The following is a 14,802-nucleotide window of genomic DNA, read 5'->3' as shown; positions in this document are numbered from 1 at the left end:
CTCCACATCATCACTTTCCAGAGGACTGATAATGACAAAGCCGCTTCCACGTAAGATCGCCGTGATGGGTGCCGGCAGCTGGGGTACCACCTTTGCCAAGGTGTTGGCAGACTCCGTTGCGGACCAGGGCATTCCAGTGCAGATCTGGGCGCGCCGGGATGACGCCGCCAACGAGATCAATGAACGCCACACTAATTCCCGGTACCTTCGCGAAACCAAGCTCCCTGCCAACATTTCGGCTTCTTCGAATCAGCGCGAAGTCCTGGAGGGCGCGGACCTGGTTGTGCTGGCCATCCCATCGCAGTCGCTGCGCCGCGAATTGGCCGTCTTCAAGAAGTACTTTGAGCCGGAAGCCGTGCTGCTCTCGCTGATGAAGGGCCTTGAACGCGGTACCGATCAGCGCATGAGTGAAGTGATTGCCGAAGTTACCCAGTTCCCCGAGGAACGCGTAGCGGTGCTGTCCGGACCGAACCTAGCCATGGAAATCGCCCGCGAGCAGCCAACGGCTTCGGTGGTAGCCTGTACCGATCCGGAAACGGCACAGTGGATCGCTGAGCTTTGCTCGGCACCATATTTCCGTCCCTACACCAACGACGATGTGCTGGGCGTGGAGCTTGGCGGCATCGTCAAGAACATCATTGCCCTCGCTGTCGGCATGTGCGATGGCATGGGCATGGGAGACAACACCAAGTCCACGGTGATCACCCGTGGCTTGGCCGAGACCACCAGGCTTGTGCTCTCGCTTGGCGGACGATTGGATACCTTGGCTGGTCTGTCGGGCCTCGGCGACCTGGTGGCAACGTGTTCTTCTTCTCTCTCGCGCAACAACACCGCCGGACGGTTGCTGGGGCAGGGGCTATTCCTTGATGAAGTCAATGACCGCATGTCCCAAACTGCCGAAGGCATCAAGTCAGCCCGTGCAGTATTTGATCTGGCTCGTGCGCATGAAGTGGAAATGCCAATCACCGAAGCCGTTGTCATGGTGCTTGAAGGTTCATTGAGCGTCGAAAACATGGCAGCGCGCCTGCTGTCACGTGAACTGAAATCCGAAGGGGAACTGAACTGATGACTGATCGCAAGCTTCGTGTTCTGCTCCTCTTTGGCGGACGCTCTTCCGAGCACTCGGTATCCTGCGTCACTGCGGCCGGCGTCATGCACGCCATTGATCGTGAACGCTTTGACGTCATTCCCGTCGGTATCACCCGCGATGGCGGATGGACCCTGTTGGACAAGGATCCGGAAGGATGGGCCCTGGACTCCGGGCAGCTTCCCGAGATTTCTTCCATTGACCACCCTGTTCAACTGTCTCCCGACCCGAACAAGACATCGCTCCAGGCCTTCGGCAATGCAAAGATTTCTGAGATTTCAGAAGTAGATGTCGTCTTCCCGCTGCTTCATGGGCCCTTCGGCGAGGACGGCTCGATCCAGGGCATGTTGGAAACCGCCGGAGTTCCCTATGTCGGCTCGGGCATCGCCGCTAGCGCCATGGGCATGGATAAGCACTTCATGAAGGTGATTTTTGAACAAGCCGGCTTCAACGTCGGCCCGTACGAAGTCATCACCAACAAGCAGTGGCTACGGGACAGCGATGCGGCCCTGGCCCGTTGCCAGCATCTGGAATACCCGCTGTTCGTAAAGCCAGCCCGTGCCGGTTCGTCCGTCGGCATCACCAAGGTCGACGTTCCTTCCGGGCTTCGAGCCGCCGTGGAGCTTGCACGCGCCGAAGATCCCAAGGTGATTGTCGAGCAGGGAATCGCCGGTCGTGAAATTGAATGCGGAGTGCTGGAAGGCCGCGGCAGTTCTACTGCGCGAGCCTCTTTGCCAGGCGAGATTGTCGTAGCGGATAACGGCCACACATTCTATGATTTTGAAGCTAAATATGTAGATGGCGCCGCCGCGCAACTGAGCTGTCCTGCAGAACTCAGCGAAGAGGCCACCGCGGAAATTCGCGAGCTTGCAGTCAAGGCTTTTGACTCTTTGGATGCCGAGGGCCTTTCGCGTGTTGATTTCTTCTACACGCCCGATGGCCAGTGGATCATCAACGAAATCAACACGATGCCTGGCTTTACGCCTTCAAGCATGTACCCACAGATGTGGGGAAAAACCGGCATTGACTACCGTGAGCTGATCAATGAGCTCATTGCCCTGGCAACTGAACGAAACGTCGGGCTAAGGTAAGTTTTCGATAGGCAACCAAAAATGGTGTGGTGCTCCGAATGCATTCGGAGCACCACACCATTTTTGGGTTGTTGCGCAGTCTGCGGCCTACAGCTGCTCTGATTTATCTACGCTGACGCAGGCCTTCTGTGCTGGAATTTTTGCTGCGGCATCAGCGAGTGACGCGAGCACCGTGCTTGAAGGAATGACATTCGGATCAAGCACTACTTCGGTCGCCGGGGTGCGACCGTAAGTCGTCAGCGTCCATATTCCGGTCTTGTCATCTTCGTGGGCAACCCAATCAACATCATTGACCGAAACACACGGGTCAGAGGTGGGTGTCGGCACTTGAACACCACAACGCAAAACCACTTTGGAAGGATCGCCCCACGCGGAGGTCGACTGCGATGTAGTGGTACGGCGATCAGCATCACCGATAACGTCTGGAAGAACTACCATCATGTCCGCGCAGAGCGGATTGGAAGCATCCGGAGCTGCGTCCACAGCTGCCACAGATGAGCAGGCGGTGAGAAGAGGCAAAAATAGCGCTCCAACTATGGCGCTTCGGACTAATTGGCCTGCTTTTGGATTAAGTTTTGGTGACAGTCGGGCTGTGACACTGATTTTAGACACGTTATAAGCGTACATCGGCTATCTGAAAGATAAGATGTATTGAGTTGAAACTGTGAAAGGTAGCATATGTCCTTCGAAGAGCAGCCAGCAAGGCAGCATACAAAGAAGAAGCGCACTGGGCGTGTAGTACTTTTTAGTGTTCTATCCGTAATGGTGATCGCAGCGTTGGTTGCCGGGCTCTACGCCTGGAACCTGGCACGCACCTTTGATGAAAACAGCAACAAGCTTGCTGATGCTTTCCCGGCTGAGGAAACTCGCCCCGAGGTCAAGGACGAATCCAAGGACGCTATCAACATTCTTTTGCTCGGAACCGACACTCGTGAAGAGCGCTCCGATGATGAGCAAGGCGATGATTTTGCAACGCTTCCCAACGGCGGCCGCTCCGACACGATGATGCTGGTTCACATCCCGTCGGATCGAAAGAACGTCTTTGTCACTTCGATCATGCGCGATACCTGGCTGGACATTCCGGGCGTCGGTACGGCCAAGATCAACCGTGCCTTTGCCAGCGGCGGCGTGCCCAAGGCCGTCGAGACTCTCGAGGGGCTTTTTGGCATCCGCATCAACCATGTGGCTTCGATTGACTTCGAAGGATTCAAGGGACTGACTGACGCCGTTGGCGGCGTGACTATCGACAATCCGATCGCCTTCACTCCGGTACACGCCAAGGGATACTACTTCCCGCAGGGCGTTCAAAAGCTGGATGGCGATAACGCCCTCGCCTTTGTTCGCGAGCGCAAGGCCTTCACCGGCGCCGGCGGCAGCGATTACCGCCGCGTGAAAAACCAGCAGCTGTTCGTCAAGGCCCTGATCGGGCAGATCCTGTCGAAGGAAACTTTGACAAGCCCGTCAAAAATCCAGAATGTTGTTAGCGAAATCGCGCCGTATGTGGCCGTTGATGACACGCTGGATTCGGCCAAGATTGCGGGAATCGCCTCGTCAATGCTTAATATCCGCTCTGACGACATGACGTTCTTCACCCTTCCGAACAATGGTCCGGGACGTTCCGCTGATGGCCAGTCGATCGTGGTTCCAGATATGGAAACCATCAACAAGTTCGGCGAAGCACTTCAGAATGACACGGTAGACGAGTTCGTAGCGTCAACAGACCTGTCACAGTAATACCACCTAAGGACCAACTTTCCATGACCCCCCAGAAGCTCGATACTTCCGCGCGTGCCATTAACGAATGGCTTGCGCGGAGCGTCAAGAGTCTCGGGAACCATTCTGACCGGCTCAATGCCATCAATGTTTTCCCGGTGGCCGACGGCGATACAGGGAGCAATCTCTACCTCACTGCGCGGGCCGGGCATGATGCTGTCAGCGAATTGGAAAGTGACGATATCGGTGGTTTTCTCGAAGTTGCCGCGCGTGCCTCAATGGAGTCAGCGCGCGGCAACTCCGGCACCCTATTCGCCGTATTCCTCAGCGGTCTGAGCGAACCGTGGATTGGGCACGAGCGCTTGACTGCTCCACTGCTTGCCCTCGGCTTGGAGCGGGCGAAAGTCCGTTCCTGGTCCGCGCTGAGTGAACCGGTTGAAGGCACCATGCTTTCGGTGATCAATGCGATCGCCTTGGCCGCAGGGTCTACACTGGCCCATATCAAAACCGACCATGAAAGCCGTGCCGCTTTAGACACGCTATTGGTGCAGATGAAGCAGGCCGCGCGACTGGCGGTCAAAGGTACCGAAACCGAGCTTGCGCCACTGCTTGAAGCGGGGGTTGTAGATGCCGGCGCTGTGGGCATGCTGATCATCATTGATGAATTATGCGCTGCAATCCGCAACGCGGACACCGACTTTACCTCTTATGAGGATTTCCACGGCTATAAGATCCAAGATCCCCACGTGCATATGAATCGCGAGGCAGAGTCGGGCGTCGAAGTCATGTGCACCGTTTCGCTGGACGCGCTGGGCGCAGCGACCTTGCGCGGTCAGCTGGATGCCATGGGCAACTCGGTGATCATGTCTCCGGTGAATCAGTTGGAAGAAGATACATATCGATGGCGTGTGCACGTGCATGTCGATGAAGCCCAGCCCGCGCTTGAACTCATTGGCAAGTATGGTGAACCGGTAAATGTCAGCGTAACCGACCTTTGCACTCACGATGACTGATCAGGGTTCTGTGCGATTCGAGGATTCAGAGCTTGCCAGCTACTTGGGCAGCAAGAATGCCCAAGCCTTGGAAAAGGCTTTTGGCTACAAAACGATGGGGGATTTCCTCTGGCACTTTCCGCGTCGCTACGTCGAAGTGGGCGAACTTACCCCCATAGCCGAACTGCCTTTCGATGAACATGTCACCGTCGTCGCGCAAGTAGTCGATGTCAGCCAACGACAGATGCACTCCCGCCGCGGATTCATTTTCGAGGTGACGGTCAGCGATGAGCTCAGCGCAGGCGGGCAAGAACTGAAAATGACGTTCTTCAACGGCTACCAAGCACGTACGGACTTGACCGTTGGAACTATCGCCATGTTCAGCGGAAAAGTGGGCTGGTACCAAGACCACCTCCAGCTGAGCCAGCCGGATTACGCGGTTCTTGACGAAGCCTCGCAAGCTGATCCTCGTCCAATCCCGATTTATCCGGCTTCAGCGAAGATGCCGAATAAGCGAATCCGCGATTTGGTGGGCCTGCTGCTCCCACACCTTTCAGAAGACAACCTGCCTGAGTTCCTTCCTGAAGAAGTCCTGGGCTCCCATCGCTATCCCGAACGCCACAGGGCCTTTTTAGAACGCCACTCACCTCGTGAGATCAAGCAGGCCTACAACGCCAGGCAGCGATTTGCCTTTGAAGAAGCATTCATTCTCCAGCTTTCACTGGCTGAGCGCAGCCGCCAGCTGGGCACACAACCAGCGATTGCCCGTCCCCGGGTCGCCGGGCGGCTGGCCGATAAATTCGAAAGCCAGCTGCCCTTCGATCTGACCGTGGATCAGCTCCAAGTAGGGGATCAAATCGCTGCTGATTTGTCACAGGCCCACCCGATGCACCGGCTGCTGCAAGGCGAAGTGGGTTCGGGAAAGACCATCGTTGCGTTGCGGGCCATACTCCAGGTCATTGATGCCGGCGGCCAGGCAGCCCTCTTGGCCCCCACCGAAGTGCTCGCCGCACAGCACTTTGCGTCCATCAGGAAAATGCTCGGTACGCTGGCGGAACCAGGCTTATTCGGCGAAGGCGAAGGCACCGGAGTTGCCCTGCTGACGGGTTCGGCAAAAACAGCTCAACGACGCGAGGCACTACTGGGCATAGCCAGCGGGGAAACCGGACTGATCATCGGTACTCATGCCCTATTAGGCGACCAAGTCCAATTTGCCGAACTCGGGCTCGTCGTTGTCGACGAACAGCACCGATTCGGGGTGGAACAGCGCGATGCCTTGCGGGCGAAATCAGGCGATGCCCTCCCGCACACGCTGGTGATGACCGCGACCCCGATCCCTCGAACGGTCGCCATGACGGTCTTCGGCGATTTGGATACATCAACTATCAAGCGCCTGCCCGCTGGCCGGGCCCCGATTCAAACGCATATTGTTCCCATGCAGCTTTCCGGGTATCGCCAGCGGTTATTTTCGCGGATGACCGAAGAAGTTTCCAAGGGGCATCAGGTCTATGTGGTGTGCCCGCGGATTACGGATACTGCAGCAGAGCAAGGCGTGCTACTTTCAACCTATGATGAGCCATCTGGCCAAACCATGAGCGTCGAGGCGATGACAGAGCAGCTGGCTGGCATGCCTGAGTTTGCTGGTATCCGCATAGAGGCCTTGCATTCACAACTTGATTCCGTGCAGAAACAACAAGTCATGGATTCCTTTGCCCGAGGCGAAATTGAGATACTCGTTTCGACAACGGTGATTGAAGTTGGCGTTGACGTGCACAACGCGACACTGATGGTCATCATGGACGCTGAACGATTCGGGATCTCGCAACTTCATCAGTTGCGCGGGCGTGTAGGACGAGGCGGGTTGCCGGGGACCTGCCTGATGACGACCTGGCTCGATGCTGACCATGCTTCCGTCTCGCGGTTGAAAACGATTGAGTCCACGATGGATGGTTTTGAACTGGCCGAGGCGGACTTGGCCGAACGGCGGGAAGGGAACATCCTGGGCGTCCAGCAGTCAGGCAGCCAATCGTCCCTGAAGGAACTGAGCATCATCAAGGATCGTACGGTTATCGAGCAAGCACGCAACCATGTCGATGCGCTGATGAAGATGCCGTTGTGGGAAGAAAAGTATCCGCGTCTTGTGGAAATAGCCGGAGCATGGGCTGACGAGTCAACCAAAGAATTCTTGAACAAGAATTAGCAGGAGAGAGTGGAATGAGCCGAATTATTGCTGGTGCAGCTGGCGGTCAGCCGCTGAAATCGGTTCCCGGGGACGCGACTCGGCCAACAACGGACCGGGTCAAGGAGGCGCTTTTTTCCCGCCTTGAAAGCTGGGACCTTCTTGCCGGGGCACGGGTTTTGGACCTCTTCGCGGGGTCGGGCGCATTGGGAATTGAAGCCGCTAGCAGGGGAGCTCGACAGGTAGTTCTCGTTGAGAAGGCGCCCAAAGCGGCAAGTGTCTGCCAGCAAAACGCGGCACTAGTCAATAATGTGCTGAAAACGACGGCGGTTTCAGTTCAGCGAGGCTCGGTTGATGCCGTATTGGACAGCTATGTGAATGCTGCTTCTGGTCTGCCCAGCAAGACCTTTGACTTGGTCCTGCTGGATCCGCCGTATCCGCTGACCGAATCTGAGCTCGCGGTAACTTTGCAGAAAATCTCAAAAATTCTGGCCGAGGACGCGACCATCGTCATTGAACGGTCGAGCCGCTCGCCAGAACCGGAATGGCCAAGCCAGTTGGTGAATTTCTCCGACAAGAAGTACGGAGAAACTCACCTATGGTTTGCTGAACCTGTCGAGGTCTAGTCCAGAGCGGACTTCTGCAGGATAGGGTCCGGCGTCTTGGCAACGCTGGACCAAATCCTCGGAAATCTCTTGCCTTGAAGCGGTGAGGATGAGATTGCCCGGGTATCTCTGCGTAAACATCTCCGGGGTTGAACTGAGCATCACGAAGTTAAAGGCAGAGCTTGCCGCTGCAACTTGTGATTTTGTGAATCGCAAGGGGGGATCGTCGCCGATGTTGACGAAGAGCAACCCGTCGGCAGCCAGTGATTCCCTGAGTTCGGTGTAGTACTCGGGGACTGTTAGATGCTCGGGCGCCTCCGGCCCGGAAAAGATGTCGAGAACGATGACATCGAATTTTTCTCCGGCAAGTTCCTCAGTCAAAACCGATCGGGCATCTGCCACGAATGGCGTGAGCTTGCAGTTGGCAGGCAGGGGCAATTGCGTGAGGACAAAATCGAGAAGTTCTCGTTCAATATCGACCGCCACGTGGCTGCTCGCTGGGTAAGCAATGCTGGCCCAGCGCGCCAGTGTTAATGCTCCTGCACCAAGATGAAGCATTCTCAACGGTTTATCGGGACTCCGCAAAACCTGCAGGTGATTGGCAATGCGAGCCAAATATTCGTAGAAGACTTCCCCAGGGTGCGCCAAATTGACGTGTGATTGCGGGGCGTCGCCAATGGCCAGGATTTTTGAGCCAGGGATCAGGTCGTCATCGTAGATCGTGGCATGTTCCTGCACGAATCCCAGCCAGCGTTTTGGTGTCTTATTGCTCATCGGTTCAGGACCTCGGGAAGCAGCTGCAGTTTCCCAACCGCAGCGGAGAGGACCTCGGGTTTCTTGCAGAATGCGAAGCGCAGCAACCCCTGGTAGCTGGATACGTTTTCCGGATGCACGAAAACTGACAAGGGAATAGCAGCAACTCCCACCGATGCCGGCATCTTGCGAGCCACCTCAATGGCGTCGCTATGCCTGAAGCCATTGATATCTGCCACAAGAAAGTACGTGCCTTTGGGCCTAATCACCGGAATACCCGCGTTTTCAAGTCCGTCGGCAAGAATTTGCGCGCCATCTGCCAGTTCAGAGGCGAAACCTTCGAAGAAAGCCACCGGCAGGTCCAGGGCCTTGGCGACAGCCGGTTGAAAAGCCGGGCCTGAAGAATACGTGAGGAATTGCTTCACGGTGCGAACCGCGGTGATCAAGTTCTTTGGACCGGTTGCCCAACCGACTTTCCAGCCGGTAAATGAAAACGACTTGCCGGCGGAAGAAATTGTAATTGTGCGTTCGAAGCCGCCGGGCAAGCTGGCGATTGGCACATGTTTGGTACCGAACGTCAGATGTTCATAGACTTCGTCGGCAACAATGATGCAGTCATGCCTGTGCGCCAGGGCAATGACTTCATTTAGGACCTGTGTTGAGAACACCGTTCCTGTTGGGTTATGCGGATTGTTGATGAGTATGACCCGCGTTTTGTCTGTGACGGCTTGACGCAGTTCCTCTATGCTCGGCTCAAAAGCCGGAGCTTTCAACTGAACGACTTTGTGTTGCGCATTGGCCAAGCCGATCATCGCTGCATAAGAGTCATAGTACGGTTCGAAGGTCACCACTTCATCGCCGGGTTCCAAGAAGGCCAGCAACGCCGCCGCGATGGCTTCGGTTGCGCCGGTGGAGACGACTACTTCTGTCTCGGGATCAATATCTAATGAGTAGAAACGGTTCTGGTGCTCCGAGATGGCTTGGCGCAGTTGGAGGATTCCGGAACCGGGCGCATATTGATTTGCGCCGGAAAGTATTGCGTCAACGGCGATTTGCCGAATCTCGGCTGGGCCCTCCGTATCCGGAAATCCTTGACCCAGGTTGATGGCTTCATGCTGATTGGCAAGAGCTGTAATCTCTTCAAAGATGGTCACCCCGGGCTGGCCGGATGCGTCTAGCAAATTCGCGCCATGTGCTGTTCTCTGCCAAGGAGTCATGGAAATGCTCATAGGTTCATTATGGACGTGCCACAGTTAAATGTTATTCATTGAGTCGACGAATCGTTACGGGACATTCACCGAAGTTCCAACAATCGGCGCCAATCCTTGATAAGTTCAATTCATGCGAAGAGCAGTATGTCCCGGTTCCTTTGACCCGATTCACAATGGTCATGTCGAAATCATCGCGCGCGCGGCCAGCCTTTTTGACGAGGTGATCGTAGCGGTATCCACCAACTACTCTAAGAAATACCGCTTTAGCGAAGATGAGAGAGTGGCCATGGTCGAGGAAACTGTAGGCGGACTGCGCGGCGTCAGCGCAATTCCGATGGACCAAGGACTATTGGCCGAGTTTTGCAAAGAGCACGGAGCCGAGGCAATCGTGAAGGGGCTTCGAAGCACGGTCGACTATGCTTACGAAATCCCAATGGCCACGATGAATCGGCACTTGACCGGTGTCGAAACCGTATTTCTGCAGGCTGATTCCCGGTATACGCACTTGTCGTCGTCGCTTCTCAAGGAAGTGCAATCGCTGGGCGGAGATGTCGCGGAGTACTTTCCGCGCGCCGTCATGAAAAGGCTGCTGCGCTGATCGCATCTCAATGTAATTTGTAATTACACAGGGTAGATATAAGATGAGACCCTTGAAAGTTCCCTCAAACCAACTCGGACGGTTTTCCTAATATGAATCAACGGGCCATCACCAAGGCAGTCATTCCAGCCGCAGGACTCGGAACTCGATTCCTGCCAGCAACCAAGGCAATGCCGAAAGAAATGCTGCCGGTAGTCGATAAACCTGCAATTCAGTACGTCGTGTCCGAGGCAGTAAAGGCAGGATTCACTGACTTGCTCATGGTTACGGGCCGTAGCAAGCGAGCATTGGAAGACCACTTTGACCGTGTTCCTTCGCTGGAGTACTCGCTGGAAGCCAAGGGCGACAAGAAGAAACTGGACGCAATCCACGAAGCTACCCACCTCGGCGATATTCACTACGTTCGCCAGGGAGATCCCAAGGGGCTCGGTCACGCAGTCCTTTGCGCCAAGCAGCACGTAGGAAACGAGCCGTTTGCAGTACTGCTCGGTGACGACCTGATCGACGAGCGCGATGAGCTTCTTTCGATCATGGCTGACGTGCAGCGGAAGACGGGTGGCTCGGTCATCGCATTGATGGAGGTGGAGCCGCAGCAGATCAGCGCCTATGGTTGCGCTGATGTTTCAGCTGTCGAAGGCGAAGAATTCGTCAAGGTCAATGGTCTGGTAGAAAAGCCTGCCGTAGACGAGGCGCCTAGCAATTTGGCAATTATCGGCCGCTACTTGCTTCACCCGCGCGTCTTTGAAGTCTTGGAGCACACCGCCCCAGGTCGTGGCAACGAAATTCAGCTCACTGACGCCTTGCAGGTCTTGGCTTCGGCTGAAGGCGAAGGCTCGGGCGTTCACGCAGTTGTATTCCGCGGTCGCCGTTACGACACGGGTGACAAGCTCAGCTACCTGCAGGCCAACATCACCCTCGCTGTAGATCACGACGACCTTGGCCCGGGACTGAAGACTTGGCTGAAAGAGTTCGTTGCCAAAATAGAGGACTAATTAGGCGAGGGCCACCTCGATAGAATCTCACACAGCGTCGTCGCCAGGGTGGGAATCCAGAATGCGCAAAGTGATGGCGGCCTAGTATGAACTAGGCCGCCATTGCTGTCTTAATTCGGGGTGCCGGGACCCGGCTCCTAGTGGCGGAATGCCCGCCGGCTGAAATCAGCACGCTCCTTGTCGTCACCCTAAGTTGATGGCAGGGATAATTCCTTGATGAGTCTGTTGGCTATTGCCAGATGCCCTTGCGTGTTGGGGTGGAACAAGTCGGACTTTCCCTTCCACGTCTTCGTTCCTCGTGGCCCGCGGTTCTGCGTGATTGCGTAAAGGTCGGACAGCGGAATGAAGATCCCACCGTTTTGTGCGCAAGTTTCGCTAATGACGGTATCCAGAGCTTTCGCAATCCTAGTTTCGGAACGGTACCAGACACCCAAGCAGACGAAGTCTACGGAAGGGGAGTGGGCCCGGATCCGCTTCAGATAATTCTGGTACTCCTTGCGAAAGGTATCGGTTGGCGTCTTGCCCCCAGCGTCATTGGTGCCCAACTCGATGATTGCGAGATCAAGGTCCTTGGGCATGGTTTTGCTTTGGGCGATGTAGTTTAACTTCGCCCCAGATTTGGCAATGGTCGTAATAGACTGTGTTCCGGTCGCCTTGAGCCTCCGCGAGGTGATGGCGCGGAAGCTTTCAGGTAGTAGCCGTGCGTCTCGGCCAACACTGATGGAGTCGCCCGCAAACAGCACCCGGTCGTAGCCCTGAGTCCTGGAAGTGGGCGTGGGCATCGCGCTGGGGGAGGACTCATCCGCATGGCTGTGCGTCGAGACGATACCTTGGATAGCGGGTACCAGAGCGACAGCTAATACTACGAGCAGTGCTAATGATAAAGCTGCTTTTTGCCGCAGTGACATCTTGCTATCCCTATTTGCGTCAGGCACGTTCTGGTCTCGCTTCGAGAGGTTTAGTAGTTCGTCGATTACTCAAAGTTTATCGGGGGAATCTGCCAGCCCATGGCTTACGGAGAAGCTTCAAGTGTGAGTCCTACCGCTGTCGAGGGTTACTGCATATTCGCGAATCTGATTCGCCAGACTGGGATTCGGTCCTTGCCGAAGTTGTCGATTGGTCTGCTGCATGGAGCCCGAATGGTGTGCTCGCGGTGCACGGCTTGACGCCTGCAGGACAGCATAGGTACACCCCGTTGAAATCCACGTGAAGTGGAAATTGCAGATCCGAGTTTGGAATCCGAACACTCGGCATGGGAACGGATTGAAGAATTTGGCCAGGTCTATGTGCACTGAATCAATTCCGGATTTTACTCGGGAAAAGATTTCTGAATATTTTCATCGAATTTAGCGGATTCATCTATTCTAATTTTGAACGCCACGAATGGAGTGGCATTTATCACTCTTGGTCCCGGTCAATGCACTCAGCATAATCACAAGTAGCTTATGTATGCTTGCTCTTTGCGTGAAGTCTCCCGGATGGTCCGTTGGCTTCAGTTTGGTAGCCCGGGTGGAGATGATTTGAAACACGAAGAACCTGAAGAATTCTTATTTGCGTCCCGAAGCGCGCGCAATGAAGTTGAGCGAAAGAGGAAGAAGCGAACGAGAAACATAGTTGTCGCCGTTGTGGCGGCAATGCTGGTTTGCGTACTTGGCGCGGGTTATTTCGTCTTTGACCTTCAGCGGCAGTTCAACTCCAAATCCAATTCGCTGGCGCTTGGCTTTTCTGACGCTGATCAGGAAGCGCGCCCAGTGAAAGACCCAGACGACAAGTCGATGAACATTCTGATGCTTGGTGTTGACCATGCAGCGGATGACAGCGACGGTTCTGCCGCATTGAGCGGAGCAGTGGAACAGCGAAGTGATTCGATGATGCTGGTTCATATCCCGGAAGACCGCTCACAGGTATACGTGATGTCCATGGTCCGCGACATGTACGTGGATATTCCTGGATACGGGAGCAACAAGTTAAACGCGGCTGTATCCCTGGGCGGGGTCCCGCTATTGATGCGAACGGTTGAGGGCCTCTTTGACACCAAAATTGATCATGTCGCCATGGTCGATTTTGAGGGGTTTAAGGAATTATCAACTGCGCTTGGGGGAGTTACCGTCGAGAACGACATCCCGTTCACTGCCCACGACACCGACTATTTTTACCCAGAAGGAAAAATTGACCTCGAAGGCGACCGTGCTTTGCGCTTCGTTCGCGAGCGCAAGTCCTTCACGAATGGCGATTACCAGCGAGTGGCCAACCAGCGTAAGTTCATCGCCGCCGCTGCAAACAAACTTCTCTCCTCCGACACCCTCACGAACCCGGTGAAGCTGTACGACATTGTCGACACCGTGTCGCCATATCTGACATTCGATGAAGACTTCGATGCAGCGACCCTTGTCGGGCTCGGGATGCAGCTCAAAAATGTCGATACTCAGAACATGGCAATGTTTACCATGCCCACCGCGGGTACATCGGTCAGCGCTGACGGGCAGTCCATTGAATTGGCCAGCGAATTGGCGATTGCCCAAATTGGTGAAGCGCTGCGGACAGACACGATGCAGAAGTATCTGGAAGAGAATCCTCCCGAAACAGAGTAAACCCTGTGATCGGTGTGACAAATGCGTGGATGCACCTGTCGAATCACGTGGATGACGGATCCTATCTACTAGACTTTGAACATCTGTGCTTGCTAACCAAGCGACAGTTGGCATTCGAGAATGAGGACTTTTGAGCATGACAGTTGCAGAGGAGGCCGACAAGTTCGGCTTGCACCGTGTAGGTGCGCGTCCTTCGTTGGGCGACTATCTGAGGCAAACTTGGGAGCGTCGTGAGTTCATTTATGAATTAGCGAAGGCTCGAGTTCAGAAGCAGAATCAGCAAAACCGTTTGGGAATGCTCTGGGTAGTCCTGAAGCCAACCATGAATGCAATCATGTACGGCGTGATTTTTGGTGTCTTGCAAGGTGACAAAAAAGCTGCGGATTTCCCGGTTTTCGTGGTTATCGGCGTCTTCCTTTTTGAGTTCTTCACCAGCTCGATGAACGGCGGGGCAAAGTCGATCACCGGCAACTCTGCCTTGGTCCAATCCCTTTCCTTTCCGCGCCTAAGCTTGCCGGTTGCACAGATTACGCAGAACCTGCTGACGCTGATGCCAATGGTGGCCATCATGTTCATTTATTCGATGATCCTGGGAACGTCACCGAAATGGTCATGGTTCGGGATCATTCCGCTCATCGCACTTTTCAGTGTCTTCAACATGGGTGTTGCGCTCATTTGCGCCAGGATCACTGTTCATGTGCGGGACTTCACGCAGATTCTTCCGCTGGTCACACGCATGCTCTTCTACACCTCCGGTGTCCTCTTCAGTGTCGATCGCATCCTCAGCCATTGGCCTTGGCTGGTAACTGTCTTTGATTACCACCCGTTGTATCAGACGCTGCAGCTAGCGCGAGCGATGATCATGGACACTGCCGACTATGATCCGATGGGTTGGGTCGTCGTGGGTGTCTGGGCTCTCGTGATGCTCGTCGTGGGACTTATTTTCTTCTGGAAGGCTGAGGAGCGTTACGGCCGTGCCAATTAGTTTTG

General features: G+C 55.1%; 14 protein-coding genes. 10 read left to right on the top strand and 4 right to left on the bottom strand.

What is annotated here, in order from left to right:
• The first annotated feature begins 31 nt into the window (after positions 1-31).
• Both ACT7DV_RS16540 and ACT7DV_RS16535 read left to right on the top strand, forming a co-directional pair.
• The gene (locus ACT7DV_RS16540) at positions 32-1,066 is read left to right on the top strand and encodes an NAD(P)H-dependent glycerol-3-phosphate dehydrogenase (protein WP_253917366.1); all 1,035 of its coding nucleotides are present in this window, start codon (positions 32-34) and stop codon (positions 1,064-1,066) included.
• Positions 1,066-2,178, top strand: coding sequence for a D-alanine--D-alanine ligase family protein (locus ACT7DV_RS16535; protein ID WP_444664223.1), 1,113 nt, complete (start codon positions 1,066-1,068; stop codon positions 2,176-2,178). Before ACT7DV_RS16540 ends, ACT7DV_RS16535 begins: the two co-directional genes overlap by 1 nt.
• 87 nt (positions 2,179-2,265) lie before the next feature.
• On the opposite strand, the gene ACT7DV_RS16530 is transcribed toward ACT7DV_RS16535, so the two are convergent.
• The gene (locus ACT7DV_RS16530) at positions 2,266-2,805 is read right to left on the bottom strand and encodes a DUF3515 family protein (protein ID WP_146274986.1); all 540 of its coding nucleotides are present in this window, start codon (positions 2,803-2,805) and stop codon (positions 2,266-2,268) included.
• Positions 2,806-2,940: 135 nt separating this feature from the next.
• Here ACT7DV_RS16530 and ACT7DV_RS16525 point away from each other — a divergent pair, with 135 nt between their 5' ends.
• The 4 genes from ACT7DV_RS16525 to rsmD are packed head-to-tail and all read left to right on the top strand — an operon-like array spanning position 2,941 to position 7,688.
• Positions 2,941-3,912, top strand: a complete 972-nt coding sequence (locus ACT7DV_RS16525; protein WP_444664221.1) for an LCP family protein — start codon at positions 2,941-2,943, stop codon at positions 3,910-3,912.
• A gap of 23 nt (positions 3,913-3,935) precedes the next feature.
• Complete coding sequence (locus tag ACT7DV_RS16520; protein ID WP_444664219.1) at positions 3,936-4,904, top strand: DAK2 domain-containing protein; 969 nt, start codon at positions 3,936-3,938, stop codon at positions 4,902-4,904.
• The gene (locus ACT7DV_RS16515) at positions 4,897-7,083 is read left to right on the top strand and encodes an ATP-dependent DNA helicase RecG (protein WP_444664217.1); all 2,187 of its coding nucleotides are present in this window, start codon (positions 4,897-4,899) and stop codon (positions 7,081-7,083) included. Before ACT7DV_RS16520 ends, ACT7DV_RS16515 begins: the two co-directional genes overlap by 8 nt.
• A gap of 14 nt (positions 7,084-7,097) precedes the next feature.
• The gene (gene rsmD, locus ACT7DV_RS16510; RefSeq protein ID WP_444664215.1) at positions 7,098-7,688 is read left to right on the top strand and encodes a 16S rRNA (guanine(966)-N(2))-methyltransferase RsmD; all 591 of its coding nucleotides are present in this window, start codon (positions 7,098-7,100) and stop codon (positions 7,686-7,688) included.
• Here rsmD and ACT7DV_RS16505 read toward each other — a convergent pair.
• Positions 7,659-8,441, bottom strand: coding sequence for a spermidine synthase (locus tag ACT7DV_RS16505; RefSeq protein ID WP_444664213.1), 783 nt, complete (start codon positions 8,439-8,441; stop codon positions 7,659-7,661). The two genes, rsmD and ACT7DV_RS16505, sit on opposite strands and share 30 nt — an antisense overlap.
• The gene (locus ACT7DV_RS16500; protein WP_444664211.1) at positions 8,438-9,649 is read right to left on the bottom strand and encodes an aminotransferase class I/II-fold pyridoxal phosphate-dependent enzyme; all 1,212 of its coding nucleotides are present in this window, start codon (positions 9,647-9,649) and stop codon (positions 8,438-8,440) included. The genes ACT7DV_RS16505 and ACT7DV_RS16500 overlap by 4 nt, the downstream gene beginning before the upstream one ends.
• A gap of 112 nt (positions 9,650-9,761) precedes the next feature.
• Here ACT7DV_RS16500 and coaD point away from each other — a divergent pair, with 112 nt between their 5' ends.
• Positions 9,762-10,229: a pantetheine-phosphate adenylyltransferase gene (coaD, locus tag ACT7DV_RS16495; RefSeq protein ID WP_146274992.1), complete on the top strand. Its 468-nt coding sequence runs from the start codon at positions 9,762-9,764 to the stop codon at positions 10,227-10,229.
• Positions 10,230-10,321: 92 nt separating this feature from the next.
• Entirely contained in the window at positions 10,322-11,221 is a 900-nt protein-coding gene (gene galU / locus ACT7DV_RS16490; protein WP_444664209.1) for a UTP--glucose-1-phosphate uridylyltransferase GalU, read from the top strand.
• 188 nt (positions 11,222-11,409) lie between these two features.
• On the opposite strand, the gene ACT7DV_RS16485 is transcribed toward galU, so the two are convergent.
• Positions 11,410-12,129 carry an SGNH/GDSL hydrolase family protein gene (locus ACT7DV_RS16485; protein WP_444664207.1) on the bottom strand — a complete coding sequence of 240 codons (720 nt, stop codon included), beginning with the start codon at positions 12,127-12,129 and terminating at the stop codon, positions 11,410-11,412.
• Positions 12,130-12,681: 552 nt separating this feature from the next.
• Between ACT7DV_RS16485 and ACT7DV_RS16480 the strand changes: the two genes are divergently transcribed.
• Together ACT7DV_RS16480 and ACT7DV_RS16475 are read left to right on the top strand one after the other, a co-directional pair.
• Entirely contained in the window at positions 12,682-13,812 is a 1,131-nt protein-coding gene (locus tag ACT7DV_RS16480; RefSeq protein WP_444664205.1) for an LCP family protein, read from the top strand.
• A gap of 136 nt (positions 13,813-13,948) precedes the next feature.
• On the top strand, positions 13,949-14,797 hold the full coding sequence (locus ACT7DV_RS16475; protein WP_444664203.1) for an ABC transporter permease: 849 nt from the start codon (positions 13,949-13,951) through the stop codon (positions 14,795-14,797).
• Positions 14,798-14,802: the final 5 nt, after the last annotated feature.

Origin of the sequence: Glutamicibacter sp. TV12E, assembly GCF_052441935.1 — a bacterium.
GTDB lineage: Bacteria > Actinomycetota > Actinomycetes > Actinomycetales > Micrococcaceae > Glutamicibacter.
This window is presented reverse-complemented; position numbering and strand designations above follow the sequence as displayed.

What these genes read in the sequence shown, in the direction of transcription:
- ACT7DV_RS16540 (WP_253917366.1), top strand. Translation starts at nt 32, where the DNA reads ATGACAAAGCCGCTTCCACGTAAGATCGCCGTGATGGGTGCCGGCAGC.
- ACT7DV_RS16535 (WP_444664223.1), top strand. Translation starts at nt 1,066, where the DNA reads ATGACTGATCGCAAGCTTCGTGTTCTGCTCCTCTTTGGCGGACGCTCT.
- ACT7DV_RS16530 (WP_146274986.1), bottom strand. Translation starts at nt 2,805, where the DNA reads ATGTACGCTTATAACGTGTCTAAAATCAGTGTCACAGCCCGACTGTCA.
- ACT7DV_RS16525 (WP_444664221.1), top strand. Translation starts at nt 2,941, where the DNA reads ATGGTGATCGCAGCGTTGGTTGCCGGGCTCTACGCCTGGAACCTGGCA.
- ACT7DV_RS16520 (WP_444664219.1), top strand. Translation starts at nt 3,936, where the DNA reads ATGACCCCCCAGAAGCTCGATACTTCCGCGCGTGCCATTAACGAATGG.
- ACT7DV_RS16515 (WP_444664217.1), top strand. Translation starts at nt 4,897, where the DNA reads ATGACTGATCAGGGTTCTGTGCGATTCGAGGATTCAGAGCTTGCCAGC.
- rsmD (WP_444664215.1), top strand. Translation starts at nt 7,098, where the DNA reads ATGAGCCGAATTATTGCTGGTGCAGCTGGCGGTCAGCCGCTGAAATCG.
- ACT7DV_RS16505 (WP_444664213.1), bottom strand. Translation starts at nt 8,441, where the DNA reads ATGAGCAATAAGACACCAAAACGCTGGCTGGGATTCGTGCAGGAACAT.
- ACT7DV_RS16500 (WP_444664211.1), bottom strand. Translation starts at nt 9,649, where the DNA reads ATGAGCATTTCCATGACTCCTTGGCAGAGAACAGCACATGGCGCGAAT.
- coaD (WP_146274992.1), top strand. Translation starts at nt 9,762, where the DNA reads ATGCGAAGAGCAGTATGTCCCGGTTCCTTTGACCCGATTCACAATGGT.
- galU (WP_444664209.1), top strand. Translation starts at nt 10,322, where the DNA reads ATGAATCAACGGGCCATCACCAAGGCAGTCATTCCAGCCGCAGGACTC.
- ACT7DV_RS16485 (WP_444664207.1), bottom strand. Translation starts at nt 12,129, where the DNA reads ATGTCACTGCGGCAAAAAGCAGCTTTATCATTAGCACTGCTCGTAGTA.
- ACT7DV_RS16475 (WP_444664203.1), top strand. Translation starts at nt 13,949, where the DNA reads ATGACAGTTGCAGAGGAGGCCGACAAGTTCGGCTTGCACCGTGTAGGT.